Source organism: Dyadobacter sp. CY345, assembly GCF_021502725.1.
Lineage (GTDB): Bacteria > Bacteroidota > Bacteroidia > Cytophagales > Spirosomataceae > Dyadobacter.
In genome coordinates this window covers 323,046-344,145 of sequence record NZ_JAKFFS010000004.1, presented here as the reverse complement: position 1 = coordinate 344,145, position 21,100 = coordinate 323,046, and the positions used below count along the sequence as shown (strand labels likewise).

The 21,100-nt window shown below is 41.7% G+C and carries 15 protein-coding genes and 1 riboswitch; of the genes, 8 read left to right on the top strand and 7 right to left on the bottom strand.

The genetic code is table 11. From position 1 onward, the window contains the following. Positions 1–53 precede the first annotated feature (53 nt). Complete coding sequence (prfA, locus tag L0657_RS18765) at positions 54–1,127, top strand: peptide chain release factor 1 (RefSeq protein ID WP_235152291.1); 1,074 nt, start codon at positions 54–56, stop codon at positions 1,125–1,127. Between the two features lie 108 nt (positions 1,128–1,235). Here the strand turns inward: prfA and L0657_RS18760 are convergent, their stop codons facing one another. Continuing rightward, entirely contained in the window at positions 1,236–1,796 is a 561-nt protein-coding gene (locus L0657_RS18760) for a DUF255 domain-containing protein (protein ID WP_235152290.1), read from the bottom strand. 141 nt (positions 1,797–1,937) lie between these two features. On the opposite strand from L0657_RS18760, the gene L0657_RS18755 reads away from it, so the two are divergent. Continuing rightward, complete coding sequence (locus L0657_RS18755) at positions 1,938–2,303, top strand: glyoxalase superfamily protein (protein WP_235152289.1); 366 nt, start codon at positions 1,938–1,940, stop codon at positions 2,301–2,303. 30 nt (positions 2,304–2,333) lie between these two features. Here the strand turns inward: L0657_RS18755 and L0657_RS18750 are convergent, their stop codons facing one another. Further along, a complete protein-coding gene (locus L0657_RS18750; RefSeq protein ID WP_235152288.1) occupies positions 2,334–3,296 on the bottom strand; it encodes a DMT family transporter in 963 nt (320 codons plus the stop codon). A 93-nt stretch (positions 3,297–3,389) separates the two neighbouring features. After that, positions 3,390–3,592: riboswitch (cobalamin riboswitch) on the top strand. Between the two features lie 42 nt (positions 3,593–3,634). On the opposite strand from L0657_RS18750, the gene L0657_RS18745 reads away from it, so the two are divergent. After that, positions 3,635–5,575 (top strand): TonB-dependent siderophore receptor, encoded by a 1,941-nt coding sequence (locus L0657_RS18745; protein ID WP_235152287.1) that lies wholly within the window; start codon positions 3,635–3,637, stop codon positions 5,573–5,575. 71 nt (positions 5,576–5,646) lie between these two features. Further along, complete coding sequence (locus tag L0657_RS18740) at positions 5,647–6,717, top strand: DUF5074 domain-containing protein (RefSeq protein WP_235152286.1); 1,071 nt, start codon at positions 5,647–5,649, stop codon at positions 6,715–6,717. A gap of 89 nt (positions 6,718–6,806) precedes the next feature. Here L0657_RS18740 and L0657_RS18735 read toward each other — a convergent pair whose 3' ends face one another. From L0657_RS18735 to L0657_RS18715, 5 genes are all read right to left on the bottom strand, one after another. After that, the gene (locus L0657_RS18735) at positions 6,807–7,547 is read right to left on the bottom strand and encodes a M48 family metallopeptidase (protein WP_235152285.1); all 741 of its coding nucleotides are present in this window, start codon (positions 7,545–7,547) and stop codon (positions 6,807–6,809) included. A 73-nt stretch (positions 7,548–7,620) separates the two neighbouring features. After that, entirely contained in the window at positions 7,621–8,961 is a 1,341-nt protein-coding gene (locus tag L0657_RS18730; protein WP_235152284.1) for a DEAD/DEAH box helicase, read from the bottom strand. A gap of 38 nt (positions 8,962–8,999) precedes the next feature. Further along, positions 9,000–9,995, bottom strand: coding sequence for a class 1 fructose-bisphosphatase (gene fbp, locus L0657_RS18725; protein WP_235152283.1), 996 nt, complete (start codon positions 9,993–9,995; stop codon positions 9,000–9,002). 398 nt (positions 9,996–10,393) lie between these two features. Next, positions 10,394–13,024 (bottom strand): valine--tRNA ligase, encoded by a 2,631-nt coding sequence (locus L0657_RS18720; RefSeq protein WP_235152282.1) that lies wholly within the window; start codon positions 13,022–13,024, stop codon positions 10,394–10,396. A gap of 119 nt (positions 13,025–13,143) precedes the next feature. Then, positions 13,144–14,970: a sensor histidine kinase KdpD gene (locus L0657_RS18715; RefSeq protein ID WP_235152281.1), complete on the bottom strand. Its 1,827-nt coding sequence runs from the start codon at positions 14,968–14,970 to the stop codon at positions 13,144–13,146. Positions 14,971–15,152: 182 nt separating this feature from the next. On the opposite strand from L0657_RS18715, the gene L0657_RS18710 reads away from it, so the two are divergent. From L0657_RS18710 to L0657_RS18695, 4 genes are all read left to right on the top strand, one after another. Further along, positions 15,153–15,929 (top strand): T9SS type A sorting domain-containing protein, encoded by a 777-nt coding sequence (locus L0657_RS18710; RefSeq protein ID WP_235152280.1) that lies wholly within the window; start codon positions 15,153–15,155, stop codon positions 15,927–15,929. A 155-nt stretch (positions 15,930–16,084) separates the two neighbouring features. After that, the gene (locus L0657_RS18705; protein ID WP_235152279.1) at positions 16,085–16,657 is read left to right on the top strand and encodes an adenylate kinase; all 573 of its coding nucleotides are present in this window, start codon (positions 16,085–16,087) and stop codon (positions 16,655–16,657) included. 127 nt (positions 16,658–16,784) lie between these two features. Further along, positions 16,785–17,792, top strand: a complete 1,008-nt coding sequence (gene obgE, locus L0657_RS18700; protein WP_235152278.1) for a GTPase ObgE — start codon at positions 16,785–16,787, stop codon at positions 17,790–17,792. Positions 17,793–17,903: 111 nt separating this feature from the next. Further along, positions 17,904–21,068, top strand: a complete 3,165-nt coding sequence (locus tag L0657_RS18695) for a T9SS type A sorting domain-containing protein (protein ID WP_235152277.1) — start codon at positions 17,904–17,906, stop codon at positions 21,066–21,068. Positions 21,069–21,100 lie beyond the last annotated feature (32 nt).

The following is a 21,100-nucleotide window of genomic DNA, read 5'->3' as shown; positions in this document are numbered from 1 at the left end:
AAATGCGTATCTTTGTCGCCCGAATATGCAATGCCAAAAGACATTAACGCGATATGCTAGATAAATTAGAAGCCATAAAAGAACGTTTCGAAGAAGTTTCGCAACAAATTATACAACCTGAAATCGTTTCCGATTCCAACAAATATTCCAAGTTAAGTAAGGAATACAAGGATTTGGGCAAGATCGTGGAGCAATACGAGATCTACCAAAAACTACAAAAAGACATTGCCGGCACGAAAGAAATGATCGCGACGGAAAAAGACGAAGAACTTCGTCAGATGGCAAAAGAAGAGTTGGATGAATTGCTTCCGAAAATGGAAGAAATGGATCTGATCATTAAAGAATTGCTTATCCCAAAAGATCCGAATGACAGCCGTAACATAATCCTTGAAGTAAGAGGTGGAACGGGCGGCGACGAAGCTTCTATTTTCGCAGGAGATTTGTTCCGTATGTATCAGCGTTTCTTTGAGAAAATGGGATGGAGAGCCTCCATTATGGATTTTACGGAAGGAACAAATGGTGGATATAAGGAGATTATCTGTAAAGTTGAAGGCGATGATGTATATGGAAAAATGAAATTTGAATCTGGCGTTCACCGTGTTCAGCGCGTTCCGCAAACAGAATCGCAAGGAAGAATTCATACTTCTGCGGCATCGGTTGCAGTGTTGCCGGAAGCGGAAGAAGTTGATGTTCAGATCAATATGAACGACGTTCGGATTGATACATTCATGTCGTCCGGTGCTGGTGGACAGTCAGTTAACACAACATATTCAGCGGTGCGTTTAACCCACATTCCCTCAGGATTGGTTGTTAGCTGCCAGGATGAACGTTCTCAATTAAAAAATAAAGAAAGAGCTTTGGGCGTTTTGCGCTCACGTCTTTATGAGATCAAATTAAAGGAGCATAATGACGCGGTAAGTTCTCAAAGAAAATCCATGGTCGGAAGCGGAGACAGGTCGGACAAAATCCGGACATATAATTATCCGCAAAGCCGTATCACAGATCACCGTATCGGTTACACCGTGTATAATTTGCCGGCAGTAATGGAGGGTGATATCGCTGAGTTCATCGAGCGTCTGCGTATTGCTGAAAATGCAGAAAGAATGCAGGAAGGCGATTCTTATTAATTATTGACCGACGGGATTACTTCAAGAATTCATTTATTAGAAAAACATAAAAATGGGCAGCCTATTATTGATTTCAATCGGCTGCCCATTTATTTTTCTCTCTTAACATTACTTACCGGTATAAATCTTCTTATAAGTCTTTGCTTTGTAGTCTTCGAATGATACTTTTTTGTGAAAGTTATCACCAAAAAAAGTTATCACTTCATGGAATTCCTTCGCTTTCATATACCCTGGCAACGGCTGGATCATTTGAAACTTATCATCCAGAAAGACAGTCGTCGGATAACTTGGCTGATTATTGGTCAAAGCCATCGCAATCTGATGGACTCCTTTTTTTCCCTGTGGCATAAATTCAAACTTCTGATCACCAATCGTTATTGGTTCAGTTTGTTCTGCGTCTAATTTTACGGCGTAGAATTTTTTATTGATATAATCGATCACATCTGGATTTTTGTAGGTTTCACGATCCATCACTTTACACCAGCCACACCAATCGGTATAAATATCAACCAATATTTTTCTAGGCTCTTTTTGATTTTTAGCATAAGCCTGCTCAATTGTCAGCCATTGAATTTCGTTCGCCTTTTCAGCGGTCCGATCAGTGCGAAAAGCGGTTAATCCTGTTATTAAAATACAGAAAAAAATAATTGGGTAAGTCAGTCGTTTCATTAATGGTCAGGTGCGTTCAGGTATAAAACGAATATTCTATATAAATAATTTTTTCGTCCGCATTATTGAGCGAATTTAAAATAAACACGGTTCAGGTTTAAGCTAATTCTCAAATCCAAATTCAATTAATTGCGAAAATTTATGGAGGCAAGTAAAGTTATTCCGCTGATACGAATTTTTGATGAAGCCAAAGCTTTGGAATTTTACGTGGATTGGCTCGGCTTTACGATCGACTGGACGCATCGGTTTGGCGATAATTTTCCGCTATATCTTCAGGTGTCTAGAGATGGAATAGTCCTTCATTTGACGGAACATCACGGAGATTGCACACCTGGCAGCAAAGTTTTTATCGAATGTACCGGATTGACCGAATATCACACGGAGTTACTGGAAATGAATTATCGGTTCAACCGTCCAGGACTGGAAGATGCGCCGTGGAATGCAAAAACGATGGAAGTTATTGATCCGTTTGGAAATAAATTACTTTTCAACGAATCGAAAGGATAATTTTTCTTGCCACGAATGCACGAATTTCCACTAATCATTCGTGAAAATTTGTGTATTCGTGGCCGGTTTATTTTTTGTTTTATCTTTTGAAAGTGACACTAATAAGCCTCCGCCGATAATTAATACCATTCCGATCATCATTGGAATCGTTGGAACCGCCTCTCCCAGCCAAAGCCCAAAAAACAAGGCGAACAAAATATTGGAATAACCTACCGCCGCTATCCTGCCGGCTTTATCGAAAGTGAATGACTGTGTCATCATAATCTGGCCGATCATGGCCGTAATTCCCAAAGCAAGAAATCCCAACCACTGAGCCAGGCTGGACGGCCATTTGAAAGTTCCAATCAAAAAATCCAGTCCTTCGTGTGGAAAATAGGTGCCAATAATCATAGAGAAAATGGGCAGTACAATACCGCTGAGCATAAATGATAATACGATTGCCCGCGTATCATAAACCTGTCCGAGCTGGCGAATGGCCAGATAAGCAACAGCAGTCAGCAGTGCGTTTCCCAAACCGATAATATGATTTCTCAAAGACATCGATAAATCGGGCTGGAAGACAAATAATATCCCGCCAAAACCAAGCAAGATTGCTATCCACTCTTTTGTGCTGAGTTTTTCTCCAAGGAACAGCCACGAAAGAAAGGCGAGAAAAATCGGATAAGTATATTGGTAAGTCGACGCTCTTCCCAGGCCAAGTGTTTTGATGGCGTAAAAAAGTAGATAAAGAGAAAGCGTCCCGACTACGCCTCTGAATATCAGCAGGCCGAGTTTTCCACCTTTCTGGATCATTGGCCGTTGCAGAATACTGCCGCCAATGAACAACACACCGATTATATTTCTGAAAAATACAAGTTGTACAATATGAAAATCCTTGCTCAGCCATTTTGAAATGGCGGACATCAACGCAAAGAAAAAGGAGGCGCCCAGCATCAAAAGAATCCCTTTTTGCGGTGCGGAAAGTACTAAACGGTTTGCGGTGCGGGTCGACAAGATGATCAAAATTTTGCACAAAGATAAGACATCCGATTTTGTAAGGCGACTTTTACTTCATGACCAGAGTATGTTCCCGCCGCATTAATTACTTATCTTTGTAAAGTTTTTGGTGCCAGAAGTTAGTTTAACGCTACTGAATGGCTTAAAAGGGAATCCCGCGAAAAACGGGAGCTGTCCCCGCAACTGTGAGTTTTATCAAAAATTGATCTGAATCTGCATTACCACTGTTCACACGGGAAGGTATTTGATCAATAAAACGAGCCAGGAGACCTGCCTGAAATAATTCAACGTTTTGATTTTCGGAGGAAAAATCACAAAACTGTTTTCTATGATTTATGTATACTTTTCAGGTGTTTGACAGACAAAATCTTCGTTGTCTGTTTCTTGCAACGCTGTCATTTTTGGCATTGAATCAGCATGCTGCCGCCCAAAAAGATTCTATTTCCTTGTCGCCAATGACTGTATATGGCTTCGCGCCGGAGAAGTTTATGAGCGGATTAAAAATTCAAAAGATTGATTCCGTCACGCTTGAACAGTTTCGTTTCAGAAATATCGCCGACTTACTTTCTTTAAACACACCGGTCATTTTTAAAAATTACGGCCCCGGACAATTATCCACCGTTGCATTTCGAGGAACATCACCTAACCATACCGCTGTACTTTGGAATGGATTGAATATCAACCTTCCGACGTTAGGACAAACTGATTTTTCAACCATCCCGGTTGCAGGATTTGACCAGTTATCTGTTCAGTATGGCGCTTCGGCAAGCGTTGTCGGAACCGATGCTGTTGGCGGAAGTATTTTGCTTGGAAGTTTAAAACCTCAGGCTGGTTTGCAGGTTATGGTTGGACGGCAACAGGAAAGTTTTCGAAACAGTCAGACACAAGCGACGATCAAATATGGAACACGCCTTGATAACAACTGGAATTTTTCAGGAAAAACAGCTGCTTATGATGGAAGCATGAATAATGATTATCGCCATCCTGAGAGGAATGGTGAGGCAATAAGTCCCGCTACAACTTTTCAAAAGGGTTTGGTTCAGGATTTATTTTTTACAAAAAACGAGCATGAAGTGTCCGCACACATTTGGGTGACGGATAATAAGCTGACCACCAATCCTGAAAACCTGGCCGGCCGACAAATGACCAGAATTAAATCGTACAGGTCGATGCTTCGTTATCAATTTGAAGGGTGGACGGTGCGAACTTCCTGGATACGGGATATTATTGATTATGCCGTCGGTGATTATTCAAAACTGGATCATGCCGTCACGGACCGCTATGGAGTTCATGCAGAACGCACATTTAATTGGAAAATCGGAAAGTCGGGCAGCTCAATCCAAATGCAGACAGGCGGAGAATTTACGCATTATAAAACGCAGGTTGAAAACTACGAGCGGCCTGTTATCACAGAAAATCGCGGTGATGTTTTTGTGTTAACACGTTGGCAGGCAACTCCGCAATTTTTGATTTCTGCTAATTTAAGACAGGCATTTGTAACCGGTTACAATCCTCCGTTCACGCCATCTTTGGGAGCGGAATACAGGCTAATACAAAACCGTCCTTACACCATAAAATTGAGAGGTTCTCTTGGCAGAAGTTATCGCGTTCCAACTTTAAACGAGCGCTATTGGAAGGATTTGGGAAATCCGGATATCAAACCTGAAAACGGATTTAACAAAGAACTCGGTGCGGAATCGGTTTATGCTTTTAACACAAATCACACCTTTTCAGCAAATTTAAGTGTTTATCATAACCGCATTGACAACTGGGCCTATTGGAATCCGACAAACAATTTTCGTGTCGAGAATTTACAATTAGTCATAGCCCGTGGTATTGAGGCGCAATTTGGCTGGAAAGGAAACTGGGAATATTGGAAATTTGGAAGCACAGTGAATTACGCGCTGACCAATACTTCGCAGGAAAAAATTTACGATGCGTATGCCTCCGATATCATTGGAAAGCAGTTGCCGCATATACCTTTGCATAGTGGAAACGCCAACGCATTCATGCAGTATAAAAATCTTCGTCTGACAAATCAGCTACAAATCATCTCTAAAAGGTTTACAACCGCTGACCACAGCCAATCCACACCAGCTTATTTGCTGGAAAATTTTATCCTTGAAACCAACTTTGACCGGCCTCATTTCGGAGCCTCTTTTCAAGCCAGAATTAATAACATTTATAATACTTTTTACCAAACCATTAACGGAAATCCTATGCCTGGCCGTAATTTTGCTGTCAGCTTATTACTTTCGGCAAAAACAACCCGATAATATCGGACGACTTTTTATTCCAATAATTAACGCTAACAAAACATTTTAACGACTACTTTAATACCAAAACAATGAAAAAACAACTTAGCAGAATTTTTACTGTAACTCTTATATCGGCCATTGCGTGGTCTTGTAACCAAAGCGATCCGGCACCGGAAGGGACTTACGTACAAGGCGTTTTTGTAATCAATGAAGGTAATTTTTCTCAAAACAATGGTAATATTTCTTTCCTTACAAGAGAAAAAAATATTGCAGATTCTGATATATTTTCGATTGTAAACGGAAGCACGCTGAAAGGCGGTATGCAGGGATATGCCGTTGCCGGTGATCACGGGATAATATTGGTTGACAACTCAAATCCCGGATCTGACAAAGTAGAAATTGTTGATGCGAATAAATTTACAACGACAGGCTCAATCGGTGCGCCTGACATCGAAAATCCTCGTGAAGTTGTTGCCATAGGGAGCACAAAAGCTTACGTGACAAACTGGGGTACTTTAAATTCCAATTCTACTTATCCGGCAGGATATATTGCAGTTGTTGATCTTGCTACGAAAAAAGTAGTTAAAAAAATCACTACGGATAAAGGCCCTGAAAATATGGTTTTGCATAACAACAAATTATTTGTTGGTAATTATGATTATAGCGAGGGCAAAAATCTGACGGTCATCAATACAACTTCTGATGAGGTTACCAATGCTATCCCTTTCACTGACGAACCAAATCCAATCGGAGTGGATGCAAATGGCAAATTGTGGGTGCAGGCCGGACTTGATCTGATTCGTGTGAATCCGGATACTTATGAAAAAGAAGCTACGATAAAAATCAGTGCTGATATGTCCAAATCGGCTATGAATTTTGCGATGAGTCCTGATCTTAGAACAATCTATTTCGTCCTTGGTGATTTTACTCGTGGAGAGACTTACAAGTTTCAGATCACAGACACGGCCGTTAATTTGGCTACACCTTTCGCCAAAAGAATGTTTTCAGGTTTAGCAGTTGATCCAAGACAAGGGTTGATTTATGCTGGTGTAACACCATCTTATACGCAATCCGGATATGCGCTTCGTTACCGCTCAGACGGAACTTTGGTTGATTCTGTGAAAGTGGGTATCGCTCCAACCGGATTCTATTTCAGATAGTATTGTTTCTCATTTCTGAAAGCAAAAAAGAGGTCAGGTTTTAAAAACCTGACCTCTTTGGCTACTTGCTAACTTGACTATGTACTATCTTATTTGAAAAACCCCTGCGGATCAGGAAGTTTTGCTTTTAATAATTCTACGAATTCAAAATTGATCTGATTAAAATCCAGGTTTCTTCCTTTATGAAGGTGCTCCCAGGATTTTTCAGGTTCATTCCGGTTGTAATGCACAAGAGCCAGATTATATTGTCCCAGGGCATAAGTGGAATCCAGCGCAACAGCGTCTTCCAATAATTTAAACGCCTCATCCAATTCTTCCTGTCCTTTATTCATTGCATAAAGTTTCAGGTCAACGGTCGAAAGATCTACTAATAAAGGCACATTATTAGACTGAAGATTTACCCCACGGCTAAGCATACGTTTTGCATCTACCCAATTTTCTCGTTGGTAACATACCACTCCCAAGCCCCAATATGCTTCGACATTTTTGTCATTTAGCAAATGGGCAAGATTGAAACGATAACATGCGGTATCCAGAGAACCTTCCTGTAAATACTCCCAGGCACGGGCTGAAAAGAAACTACTAGCTTCTGGCCTGCTGCTAAAAGATTTGTCGCAATCACTCAAGAAGCGTATTTCTTCATCAATCTGTTCCGAGCTTTTACTCTCCTCTCCGAACAACGGCACTACACGTCTCTCCTTTAATTCCAGTGGCCTTTTTTGCGAAATATTAGTGTCTGAAACTGGTGACGCACTTGCCAAATGTTTTTCCTGAGCGAACCCAAGAGCAGGAATTAAAAGAGCAAACCAAATAACAATGGATTCTTTCATAGATTAAAAAATAGAGAAACAGGTTTTTCTATTGTCCAAGTTAAACGGAAATATTGGATATCGTATTGTATTGTTATCGTTTACTTCGCTTTGTAGCTGTCTTTCGACGACCTGTATCTTTGCTCTTCGAAGTAGTTTTAGCCTTGAACAAATGTGCATTCTTTTTTTCATGAAAAGCACCCAGAAACGTCGGATCCTCTTTTCTCTTCTGATTATCAATTTCTCTCAGCATCATTTGACGCTCGTCAACCGGCGTTTTCATAATGTCCAGATCTTCCGGTAATTTTTCGCGTGGAATTTCCATACGGATCATTTTTTCGATCTTCGCTATATGGTATTCATCGGCGGCAGTCATAAATGTGATCGCCTGCCCGACGGTATTCGCCCGGCCGGTTCTTCCAATTCTGTGCACATAGTCTTCATAGATCAAAGGAACGTCGAAATTGATCACATGACTTACTTCGGTAATATCAATTCCCCGAGCAACAACGTCTGTGGCAACCATAACACGAACAGCACCTTCACGGAAAGCATCCATCGCATTTGTTCTGGTGTTCTGTCCTTTGTTCGCATGAATTACCCGAAGTGCTTCCTCTTTGACAACGGTATTCAACAAATAACTATGCACTTGCCCAGCCACCTCACGGCTACGGGTAAATATCAAAACGCGGATAAATTTCTCCTCGTCTTTTAATAAATGTGTAAGCAGATTTATTTTTGTACGGAAATTCGGCAGTTCGTAAAGTACCTGCGTCACCATTTCCGCTGTCGTCGCTTGTGGCGTAACTTCTATACGTGTCGGATACTCTAAAAACTCGAAAGAAAGACGTTCAACCTTGTCAGAAAAAGTGGCAGAAAAAAGCATATTCTGACGTTTGCGGGGAAGGATTTCCAGAAAACGACGGATCTGCGGCATGAAACCCATATCCATCATTTTGTCCGCCTCATCCAGCACCATGCAGTTGATATGTTTCACCACGATCTCCTCTTTCAGATACAGATCCATGAACCTTCCTGGTGTGGCAACAATAATATCAACGCCTCTACGGATTGCATCGATCTGTGCTTTGGGGCCAATTCCCCCGAAGAGAACGACGGTCCTTATGTCTGTATATTTACTGAGCTGAATAATGGCATCCGAGATCTGCATGGCCAGCTCACGTGTTGGTGCCAGAATCAGGGCACGCGGATGCTCTCCCTGCGCGTATTTTATGCGCATAAGTAATGGCAATGTGTAAGCCGCAGTCTTTCCTGTTCCTGTCTGTGCTATGCCTAAAATATCCTGTCCGGCTAGTGCAAGAGGGATTGCCTGCTCTTGAATCGGTGTAGGCTCCGCGTAGCCTGCTTCTTCAATGGCATTGAGTAATTGACGGTTAAGCTTAAATAGCTCAAATTTATTTTGCGTAGTTTGCATCGCGCAAAGGTACGAAAACAAAAATGAGCTTCCATAACTTACGCCTTTATAGCTTCATCGACCATGGTGACCGAGCCTACATAAATTGGAGAACGCTGATGAAAATCAGACGGGACAATATCCAGAATATCCCTGAAACCATCACTTGCTTTGCCGCCTGATTTCTCAGCAATAAAAGCCAGGGGATAACATTCGTAAAGTAAACGCAGCTTTCCTTTTGGATCTTTTGCTGTGGCCGGATACAAATAAATTCCTCCTTTTAAAAGATTCCGGTGGAAATCACCGACAAGCGAGCCGATATATCTTGCGCTGTAACATTTTCTTTTACAGTCGGTTATGTAGTTCTGTGTTGATGCAGAATAGCTGTTATAATTTCCTTCGTTTACAGAATAAATCGTACCATTCGCAGGAGAAATAATATTTTTGTGGGAAAGGATAAACTCACCGAGCGAGTGATCATAGGTAAATCCATTTACACCGTCCCCTGTTGAATAAACCAGCATCGTGGAAGAGCCGTAAAGAATATAACCGGCCGCTATCTGTTTGCGTCCGCCTTGTAAAAAATCATCCATTGTTGCAGGAGAATTAATCGGAGTGACACGCCGGTATATCGAAAAAATTGTACCAATTGATACATTGACATCAATATTAGACGAACCATCGAGTGGGTCCATGGCTACGACATATTTTCCATGGTCATTACCGGTATGGATAATATGTTCGTCTTCCTCGGAAAGGATTGCGCAGACTTCTCCGCCATTTTTCAATGCTCGTATAAAACGAATGTTGGCGATGATATCCAGTTTCTGCTGATTTTCACCCTGAATATTTTCTGTTCCGTTTGCACCGGTTACGTCTATCAGACCAGCCTTATTTACTTCGCGATTGATGATTTTTCCTGCCAGTGCGATATCCCTGAGCAATTGCGAAAGCTCCCCAGTGGCATAAGGAAAAGCACTCTGGCTGTGCATAATATACCGATCCAGCGTCACCCCTACCGGCAACGCAAGCTCCTGTTCAATTTTTGTTTCCATGACACCCCAATTTTAATACGAACAAGTTATTGATACCTAAATTCCAGCTCTGGTGTATCAAATTTCAAATACTTTTCGGACAAATCAGCAAGCGAAAGGATATATTTTTCAAGTAGAAATTTACCATTATACGTCGTTCAGGGTGAATCATTTATTAATTCGTCGGAGATTTTTTCACGATGAATTTTAAAATTATTTCAAGGAAACGCATGACATAAATCAGAAGTTTCTGCAAAATCAAGAGCCCTTCTGTTAATTAATTTTCTCTGGAAATTTATCTAACGGAAATAATTTTAACCACGTGGTAATATCACCTTATAAATAAATAGACCAATAAAAATGGCGCTGAAAACAAATCGTTTCCTGCGCCATTTTTTCAATATTATGAAGCCCGATAATTATCCCAATCGGACCAAAGCTTCTTTCAAGGTCACAATTTTCGCCTCGGCATCTGCCATTTTTTGTCTTTCCTTTTCAACAACTTCGGCATTTGCATTTTGAACAAAACGTTCATTAGAGAGTTTTTTAGCAACAGAATTCAGGAAGCCTTCGGTATAAGCCAGCTCTTTGGTGAGATTTTCACGCTCTGCCTCTACGTCAATCTCTCCTTCAAGATTAATGAAAAATTCGTCAGAACGGATCAGGAAGGACATACCGGGTGCTTGCTCAGTTACAAAATTAATTTCAGCCACATTCGCAAGTTTTCTTACCAATGCTTCCAATCCTTTATAAAGATCAGGCTGGTCACTTTTGACTGCCAGTGGAAGTTCTACTTTCGGGCTGATGTTTTTCGTATTTCTTAGATTTCTTACAGCAGAGATCAGTTCAAAAAGAACCTCAAAATTAGCCAGAAGCGAAATGTCAACAGCACCTGCTGCCGGGAACTCCGCCACGCAGATACTTTCCTTTTCCTGACGCTCACGAATATTCTGCCAGATTTCCTCGGTGATAAACGGCATATACGGATGAGCAAGGCGCATCAGTTTATCAAAAAATTCCAGCGTAGCTTCGAAGGTTTCTGCATCAATCGGCTGTTCAAAACCCGGTTTGATCATTTCCAGATACTGCGCGCAGAAATCATCCCAGATCAATTTATAAACCGAATTCAACGAATCCGAGATACGGAATTTTGTAAAATGATCCTGCACTTCTGCCAGTGTCTGGTTTAGTTTGCTCTCAAACCACTTGACAGCCAACGCAGAGCCTTCCGGCGTCGGAAGCGATGAATCTACGGTCCATCCTTTTACCAGACGGAATGCATTCCATATTTTGTTACAAAAATTTCTTCCCTGTTCAACCAGTTTTTCATCATAAGGCAAATCGTTTCCGGCAGGAGAGCTAAAAAGCATACCTGTACGGATTCCATCTGCGCCATACTGGTCAATCAGATCAATCGGATCAGGAGAATTTCCCAGCGATTTCGACATTTTTCTCCCCTGCTTATCCCGAACAATACCGGTCAGATATACATTTTTGAATGGAAAAGTTCCTCTGTATTCGTAACCGGCGATGATCATACGCGCTACCCAGAAGAACAAAATTTCCGGCGCTGTAACCAAGTCGTTTGTTGGATAATAATAATTTACCTCCTCATTTTCAGGCTCTTTGATCCCGTCAAAAACAGAAATAGGCCATAACCAGGAAGAAAACCAGGTATCCAAAACATCGGCATCCTGCGTCAAATCTTCTTCCGTTAAGGCAAAAAGCTGATATTCGTGCTGGGCAATATGCAGTGCTTCATTTTTTGTTTTGGCAACGATAACTGTTCCGTCCTGCAAGTAAAAAGCAGGAATACGGTGGCCCCACCAAAGCTGGCGACTGATGTTCCAGTCGCGCACGTTTTCCATCCAGTGACGGTACGTATTTTTGAATTTTGGTGGAATCAGCTGAATGGTATCATTCATCACATTTTCCAAAGCTGGCTCGCTCAACCGGCTCATTTTCAAAAACCATTGCTCCGAAATCGTTGGCTCAATCACCGCATTGGTACGCTCCGAATGACCAACATTCGACTTATATTCCTCACTTTTAACCAGATTCCCTGATTCTTCGAGCAATTTTATAATTTTCTTACGAGCCACAAAACGGTCTTCGCCAACAAGAATCTGCGCTTTTTCATTGAGCGTTCCATCTTCATTTAAAAGATCGATGATCGCCAGATTATGTTTTTTACCTAATTCATAGTCATTGGTATCATGCGCAGGCGTAACTTTCAGCGCACCGGTACCAAATTCCATTTCAACGTATTCGTCAGCAATTACATCAATTGCGCGATTGATCAACGGAATTGTAACCTGTTTTCCTATCAGATTTTGATAACGTTCGTCATTAGGATTGACACAGATCGCAGCATCCGCCATAATCGTTTCCGGGCGCGTTGTCGCGATAATAATCCCTTCTCCCTCTGCTCCGCCAACCAGGTCATACCGGATATAAACCAGTTTCTGGTTAACCTCTTTTGTAATTACCTCTTCATCTGAAACCGTCGTACGTGCCTGCGGATCCCAGTTCACCATCCGGTGACCACGATAAATATCTCCTTTTTTATATAAATCAATAAATACATCGATCACAGAATCATAAAGATCCGGATCCATAGTGAAAGCTGTACGATCCCAGTCGCAGGAAGCACCCAGCTTACGTAATTGCTGCAAAATGATACCTCCGTATTTGTGCGTCCATTCCCAGCAATATTCTAAAAATTCATCGCGGGAAAGATCACGTTTGGCGATACCGCGTTCTTTCAGCATCGCAACAACTTTCGCTTCGGTAGCAATCGAGGCGTGATCAGTACCGGGAACCCAGCAAGCTTCCTTACCTTCCATCCGCGCCTTACGGATCAGAATATCCTGGATTGTGTTGTTGAGCATATGTCCCATGTGCAAAACACCCGTCACATTTGGCGGTGGAATTACGATGGTGTAAGGCTCTTTATCAGGATTTGGCTTTGAACTAAAAAACTTATTTTCGATCCAGTAGCTATACCATTTATCTTCTATCTCTTGCGGCGCGTAGGTTTTCGAGATCATTCTTTTTTGTAAAATATGGGCGTTGTAAACAATTGCAGTCTTAAAAAGACGGCAAGTTATCACTTGAAAGCGAGATTTTCACGTGAACGCTAGGAGATTAATACCTGACCGGGAAATATTTATTGTTCTGAAGGAGCTGCCGGAAGCCACAGGATAAAGGTACTACCATGGCCCGGACGACTTTGAACGCTAACGGTTCCCTCATGCGCTTCCACCATTTTTTTGACATAACTCAGGCCCAGACCAAAACCTTTCACGTCGTGCACATTACCCGTTGGTACTCGATAAAAAGTATCAAAAATCCGGTGTATCTGATCTTTGCTCATCCCCAGACCTTGATCGGTTATGGAAATGGTAACACCATTATTTTCATTTTCCGTCCTGACAGTCAGCTGTAATTTTTCAGGGGAATATTTAATGGCATTATCCAACAGGTTGTTCAGAATATTGGAAATGTGAAGTTCATCGCAGGAAATAATCTCGTCTACCGCTTCAAATTCCAGTTCCAGTTCTCCACCTTTCTGCTCGATCTGAACACTCAGGCTGTTCAATACTTTTTCAATCAGATCGTGAATATTGGCATCACTTCGTTTCAGTTTCACATGACCTTTGTCGAGAAGTGCCATTTGCAAAACTTTTTCAACATGCGCACCAAGCCGTTTATTTTCTTCCCGGATAATCCCGAGATAACGCGTCATTCGCGGAGAAGCCTCATTTCCTGCCGACCTTGAATTTTCCTGCGCCATATCAGCAGCCAGCGCGATCGTCGAAATCGGCGTTTTAAATTCGTGGGTCATGTTGTTGATAAAATCATTCTTGATATCAGAAAGTTTTTTCTGATGCAGAATGGTAGAAACGGCCATGTAAAAACAAGCCATTATTACTACGATCAAGATACCGGAGCCGCCGAACATCACGCCCATATCATTCAGAATATATTTCTGCTGATCAGGAAAAAACACAAATAGCAGGTTATTTCCCTGTAAAGTTTCGTTCGGAAAAAGGGAAGCTTTATAAGAGCGTTGCTGCCATTCGTTGGATTTTAAACTTGCAGTGGAGAAGATCATTCCGTTGTTCGCGTTCGCCTGGACGGCAAATTCAAAAGGTAGAGTTATACCTTTTTCAGTAAGTTCTTTTCTCAACAGAGTATCAAGTAAAAAACGGTTGACGCGTTCCTGGATCGGCCTTTTGGTATACATCAGATCCTTCATTACCTCTCGAAGCAAATCTGCACGATCGAGATCTTTTGACTTGCCGTTGATCAGCGGTTTTGTTCCAGCCAGACTAGAAGATTTTTTAACTGCTGGATTTGCCTTGTAATATTCAACGCTGTTATTTGAAGATTCGCTGTTACCCTGATTTTGATTCTTTACAGCATTTTTCTGATTTGGAAAAACCTCCTGAAAAGCAGTTCCTAACTTCTTTTCATCTTCAAGTCGTCTGCGCATGAATTCATCCATTCCTTCTGCGCCGAAACGTTGCGCCTGAAAAAATTCTTCGATAATTTGCTGCTGATGATCCATCATGACCCTGAAATTCGGACTTAGAACATCTGATGGAGCAGCTTCCGCAAGCACCTGATAGTGAATTTCTTCACCATTAGGAGCAATAAAAACCTGAATACTTGGTGGCACAGAAACTGCCGAAACCTGTTTTTTCGAATTGGCTCTCGGTGCAGTTCTTTTGACCGGCATTTCCCTTAACTGGGTAATCCGGTTCAATTTATCTTTTTGCTGTTCTGTTTCAATACGTTGCTGAAGCAGATACATCATTTCCTGTTTTTCCAACCGGTGCACAACTTCCTGCACAGACTCTGCAACCTTATTGTTAAATTGTTCATTCTTGATCGCAATCGCTTCACGTATCCAGTACCACTGAAAACCAATCAGACCAATAAGCGCCAGGCACATTAAACCAATAATAATCTGAATTTTCCGCTTCGTCATTTACTTCTGAATCTTTTGCTCACTTACCGGTGCAACGTTGCATTTTTTATTGCGACTTTATAACGCAAAACAAATTTAACTTATCCTGAGCAGCCGTTCCTGATTTTAACAAAATTTAACAGCTCTTCATTTATAGTATAATTAAATTTGTAATCATCTAAAAAACAAACCAATAGAATACTATGACGCCAGGCATCCTATCGAAAATCGCACTATCGGCGCTCGTCGCCGGTACACTTTCCCTTACTAACGAAACATTCGCACAGTCGAAGAAGGGAGATCAGAATAAAACATCCATCCGTATCAAGGTTACGGAAGATAAAGATGGCAAAAGAAATACCGTCGAGAAAAACTATGAATTGCCCGAAATGTCGAACTCCGACCGGGAAGAGTTTGTCGATAAAGCACTTGATTCACTAAAAATCGATTCAAAAGGAAAAAGCCAGGTCACGATAAGTGTTGACGATGGGAAAGGAAATACAAGTGAGCGGAGACGTCGCATGAAAGATCATAATAAATCCGAGGATGCTGATGTCTTCGCATATAATTTCAATCATGATTTCAATTTTGATGAATTAAGGGACAAGACAAGGAGTATCGAAAGAGAATTCAGGCCGAAGGCGAAAATCATGATGCGGGACATGGAAAACTTTGGAAATCGCATGGGTGATTTCTGGAATAGCGAAGTCGCAAAAGCCTCAACCGTAAGGGAATTATCTGCTTATCCGAACAATCCTGACAACGGCACACTTAACCTTCGATTCTTCGTTCCTCAGAAAGGCGATGTGAATATTATAATTTCTGATACAAAAGGAAAGGAAGTTGGCAGGAAAGAAATCAAAGATTTCAGCGGCAATTTTGTAGGACAAATTGATATAAAGAAAAATTCAAAAGGCACTCTGTTTGTGACAGTTACACAAAATGAAGACGGTGCTGTCAAGCGCATTGTTATAGAATAATTTTTTGACCTTTTTCATGGTAGTCCTCTTGATTAGTAATAATTAAGAGGATTTTTTATTGGAAAAATCTTGACAATAGCACTGACATGTATTAAGTAATTGTAAATTTGCACCCAAACCATCAATTTGTCCAAAATTTGTTTCATTAAGCAACTATGCTGAATCTTATACTATTTGGTCCTCCGGGCGCTGGAAAAGGCACTCAAAGTGAGAAAATTATAGCAAAATACAAACTCATTCACCTTTCTACCGGCGACTTGCTTCGTTCAGAAATTCAGGGAGGAACCGAATTAGGACTTAGGGCAAAAACCTTAATGGATCAGGGATTATTGGTTCCTGATGAAGTTGTGATCGGGATGATCGACAACAAATTGAAGGAACACAAAGGAGCTCCGGGATTTATTTTTGATGGTTTTCCAAGAACTGTTGCACAGTCAGAAGCACTGGATGCTTTGCTGGCAAGTTATAACGAGAGCATTTCAGTAATGGTGGCACTTGTTGTTGACGATAATGAATTACTTGCCCGTCTGCTGAACCGTGGAAAAACTTCCGGCAGACCGGACGATCAGAACGAAGCGCTGATCAGCAAACGTATCCATGAATACAACAGTAAAACAAAACCGGTGGCTGACTATTATCAGGCACAAGGAAAATATATAGCGATCAACGGTATCGGCGAAATCGAAACGATCTTCGAGGGTATCACAGGTGCGATTGAACAGGCATAACAACGTTTTGAAAAAGGTGTGGATAGGGAGGTTTTTTGAGCCTGATTTCTGCACCTTTTTGCTGTAAAAACAACAATGTAAATTACACTTCGCAATTTTTAATTTAAGCATAAATCGGTAGCAGGGTATGGCATCTTCCAACTTTATAGATTACGTAAAAATAAATGTTCGTTCCGGCGCAGGTGGCGCAGGAGCTTTACACTTTCGTCGTGAAAAACACGTTGAAAAAGGTGGTCCCGATGGTGGGGACGGCGGTCGTGGCGGTCACGTTATTTTGAAAGGCACAACACAGGTCTGGACACTTTTACACTTGAAATATACGAAACACATTCGTGCTTTTGACGGTAAAGGCGGAGAAGGCGGAAGAAGGAAAGGTGCTGACGGAAAGGACATTATCCTGGAAGTCCCTTTGGGAACGATCGCCAGAGACGTAGAAACCGGGGAGCAAATTCTTGAAATTACGGAAGATGGCCAGGAAGTAATCCTGATGAAAGGCGGAAGAGGCGGTTTGGGAAATGATCATTTCAAATCTGCCACAAACCAGACTCCCCAACATGCCCAAACCGGTGATCCTTCTCTGGAATCGTGGATTATTCTTGAATTGAAAGTGCTGGCTGATGTAGGTTTGGTTGGTTTTCCGAATGCAGGAAAATCTACTTTGCTCTCTGTTGTGTCAGCGGCTCGTCCTGAAATTGCAGACTATCCGTTTACAACCCTTGTTCCAAATCTTGGTGTAGTTTCTTATCGTGATTACAGATCTTTTGTAATGGCGGATATACCGGGAATTATTGAAGGTGCGTCTCAGGGAAAAGGCCTTGGATTACGGTTCCTTCGCCATATCGAGAGAAATTCGATACTTCTTTTCATGGTTCCGGCAGACAGCGAAGATATTGAAGCAGAGTATAATACGCTGGTTAATGAATTACAATTATATAATCCGTCACTTTTGGACAAACATCGTCTGCTTGCGATTTCAAAAGTAGATATGCTGATGGATGAAGAACGCGAAGAACTGGCTAAAAAACTGCCGAAGGATATTTCTACGACCTTCATTTCATCCATGACTCAGGAAGGAATTGATCAGTTAAAAGACAATATCTGGACTCTGTTAAGCGAGGCTAATCCAGTTGTATAATTCGAATATTATCCCAATGGATAAAATTTGAGGTATTTATTTTAAGATTGCAACCATTTGTCAGTTTTTAGAGTCTAAGAAGTTAATCTACAATCGAGTTCTCTCCATTTCATGAAACACAGTTTATTGCATTTTTTCAGCACCACACTATTTATATGCCTGGGAATTTTTCCTGCTTTTGGACAAGTTAATATTGATTACCCTTCCAACAGAGCTGTTTTTCAGCGGGACAAAAATAATAACGCCACGGTCTATATTGCAGGCAGTTATACCAAAATCATTGATCGCGTCGAGGCTCGGCTGAACGCTGTTAATGGCGGCTCGTCAACAAACTGGGTGACGATTCAGGCCAATTTACAAGGCGGTGTTTATTCCGGAAGTATTGACGCCACAGGTGGCTGGTATGAGCTGCAGGTAAGAGGCTGGAATGGAGACCAACTCGTGGGTTCAGCACAAATATCAAAGGTCGGAATTGGCGAAGTATTTCTGATCAGTGGACAGTCCAACGCTCAGGGATACAAGAATTATGGCGGGCCCGGAGCAGGAGACGACCGCGTAAACTGTATCAATTCATATTACAACAACCGACCAAATAATGACCTGGATTATCCCGAATTTTCACACCTGGATTCCGATTCTTACATCGCGCCGAGAGGTAACTCCGCGTGGTCATGGGGGAAACTGGGAGATTTACTAGTAAGCCGTTTCGGCGTTCCTGTTCTCTTTTATAATGTAGGATGGTATGGTTCGGCAGTAAAAAACTGGCGTGAAAGTATCGATGGAACCGCTCACTCAGTTTACAATGGCGAAGCATTTTATCCTAATGGAGCACCTTACAGTTTTTTAAGATCCGCATTACAGACATATGTACCCATGACCGGTATCAGAGCTGTCTTATGGTTTCAGGGTGAAGCTGAGTCTACAGATCAAAGCAGCACTATGGCGTCATATATTAGTGATCTGACCAAAGTCATTCAAACTTCAAGAAATGAATCAGGAAAAAATGTTTCCTGGATGGTCAGTCTGACAACTTATAGTTCTGAAAAAGGAGCAAATCCTCGTATCATTGAAGCACAAAAACAGGTGATTGCAAGAGTGCCAAATGTTTTTACAGGACCAAACACAGACCTTATCCAAATTCCCCGCGTTGACGGCGTTCATTTCCAGAATGAAGGATTGACACAGTTGGCCGAGGCCTGGAATACGCAGTTAAACGATAATTTTTTCGCAAGTTCTGAACCGTATAAGGCGGTAAGTCCTATGAAAATAGCTGCTTCATGTGCAGGAAATAATAATTTAAATCTTTCAGTAAGCGCTGCCGGCATATCATCTGTAAGCTGGAATAATGGACAACAATCTGCCAACATTCAGGTTGGGAACGGAAACTATCGGGCCAGAGGAAGAGATGGAAACGGAAATATTATTTTCTCTCCGGAAATAAAAATTAATCAGTCCATTCAACCTGCTCAGCCTGTCTTGACTCTGGAGGGTAGTAATCCAGTTTGTAAAGGCAATACCGCAACATTAATTTCCAATACCTCAGAAAATTTGAAATGGAATACCGGGCAAACGAGTGACAGATTAACAATCACAACAGGCGGCGAGTATTTTGTCACGACCAAAAACGCATATGGGTGCGAATCCGCATCTGCGAAAATGGCGATTACCGTGCTTACTTCTCCCCTGCCCGACAAGCCAAGTATTGCCGTTACAGGCCCGTTAACCTTTTGTGACGGAGGAACTGTTAGTTTAAGATCCAGTTCAAACGTCAAAAGTGTCTGGTCAAACGGAGCCACTGACGCCACGATTGCTGTAAAAATCTCAGGAGATTTTCGTGTTAGAGCCGTGGATAATTTCGGATGTTTTTCCCCCGATTCTGATCCTGTGACTGTAAAAGTTAATGCATTACCAGCCAAACCGGTCATCGGCCTAAGTCGCTCAGCAATTTTTTGTGAAGGTGAAAATGTGGTAATGACATCAAATTACGATACAGGAAATATCTGGACTACAAATGCTACTTCAAAAGCAATCACGATTACGACAGCAGGAACATTCAGCTTAAAACAACGTGACGGAAATGGTTGCGAGTCTACATCTGATCCCGTTACGACGAAGGTAAATCCGTTACCAGCAACGCCGACTCTTGCTGCTTTAAGGCCGACGACTTTTTGTGACAGGGACTATACAACTTTGCAAAGCAGTCAAACATATGCTTATCAATGGAGCAACGGCGGAACGGGCCGGGAAGTTGAAATCCGGAGTTCAGGAAATTATTTTGTATCTGCGAAGGATGCCACTGGATGTTTATCTGTTCCGACACCAAGTATTAAGGTAACAGTAAATCCGTTACCTCCAAAACCGGTTATTACGGCAGGCGGACCGACAACTTTCTGCGCCGATGCAAGCGTTAATTTGCAGTCTAACGACGCCGCAAAATATGTGTGGAGTAATGGAGCTGAAACCAAATCGGTCAATATCAATACGTCAGGAGATTATTTTGTTAAAACCATAAATGAGTTTACGTGTTATTCAGATCCTTCAAACGCTGTAAGAGTTAATGTACTTGCTCTTCCTCCCTCGCCTACGGTTCAGGCTTTGGGGCCAGTGTCTTTCTGCGATGGCGACGAAGTGACTTTGCAGGCTTCTAACGGAGCTACATTTTTCTGGAATACAGGCGAGCAAAAAAATTTGCTGGTTGTAAGTAATTCGGGAAGTTATAAGGCACGCGTTCAGGACACGCAAGGCTGTTTTTCTCCATATTCAAAAGAGATAATCGTTGATGTAAAACCGTTACCATCCAAACCTGAAATTCGCCAGGTTGGGACTTATACATTAATGGCGGAAAATAATATCAATGACGGAAACCATGTTTGGCAGCTTAATGGTGCAAACCTGACTGAAAATGGCGTTACACTCAAAGCCATTAAATCCGGAAGTTACGTTGTGAATAATACCGTTATTTACAGTCCGACATTGACTTGCTTTTCAGACTTCTCTGATCCTTTTATTTTTACACTGGATGTTACCGGCGGCGAATTAAGTGTTTACCCAAATCCAAGCAATGACGGAGCCTTTACCGTGGAAACAATTGCGGACCTGGATAATGCGACAGTAAAGGTTTTTGATCTGAACGGCAGACTTTTACGTACATATCCGTCGCTGAATTTTAATGAAAGAAAGTTTATTAATTTGTCTCTGCTAGCAAACGGCATGTATATATTATCTGTACAGGCAGGTGATTATAAGAAAACAAAGAAAATTATCATTGTTCAATAAATTTTAGCGCCAATTCAGTATGCCTTTTACGT

Coding starts and splice junctions, on each gene's coding strand:
- prfA (WP_235152291.1), top strand. CDS start 54: ATGCTAGATAAATTAGAAGCCATAAAAGAACGTTTCGAAGAAGTTTCG.
- L0657_RS18760 (WP_235152290.1), bottom strand. CDS start 1,796: ATGAAACGACTGACTTACCCAATTATTTTTTTCTGTATTTTAATAACA.
- L0657_RS18755 (WP_235152289.1), top strand. CDS start 1,938: ATGGAGGCAAGTAAAGTTATTCCGCTGATACGAATTTTTGATGAAGCC.
- L0657_RS18745 (WP_235152287.1), top strand. CDS start 3,635: ATGTATACTTTTCAGGTGTTTGACAGACAAAATCTTCGTTGTCTGTTT.
- L0657_RS18740 (WP_235152286.1), top strand. CDS start 5,647: ATGAAAAAACAACTTAGCAGAATTTTTACTGTAACTCTTATATCGGCC.
- L0657_RS18735 (WP_235152285.1), bottom strand. CDS start 7,547: ATGAAAGAATCCATTGTTATTTGGTTTGCTCTTTTAATTCCTGCTCTT.
- L0657_RS18730 (WP_235152284.1), bottom strand. CDS start 8,961: ATGCAAACTACGCAAAATAAATTTGAGCTATTTAAGCTTAACCGTCAA.
- fbp (WP_235152283.1), bottom strand. CDS start 9,995: ATGGAAACAAAAATTGAACAGGAGCTTGCGTTGCCGGTAGGGGTGACG.
- L0657_RS18720 (WP_235152282.1), bottom strand. CDS start 13,024: ATGATCTCGAAAACCTACGCGCCGCAAGAGATAGAAGATAAATGGTAT.
- L0657_RS18715 (WP_235152281.1), bottom strand. CDS start 14,970: ATGACGAAGCGGAAAATTCAGATTATTATTGGTTTAATGTGCCTGGCG.
- L0657_RS18710 (WP_235152280.1), top strand. CDS start 15,153: ATGACGCCAGGCATCCTATCGAAAATCGCACTATCGGCGCTCGTCGCC.
- L0657_RS18705 (WP_235152279.1), top strand. CDS start 16,085: ATGCTGAATCTTATACTATTTGGTCCTCCGGGCGCTGGAAAAGGCACT.
- obgE (WP_235152278.1), top strand. CDS start 16,785: ATGGCATCTTCCAACTTTATAGATTACGTAAAAATAAATGTTCGTTCC.
- L0657_RS18695 (WP_235152277.1), top strand. CDS start 17,904: ATGAAACACAGTTTATTGCATTTTTTCAGCACCACACTATTTATATGC.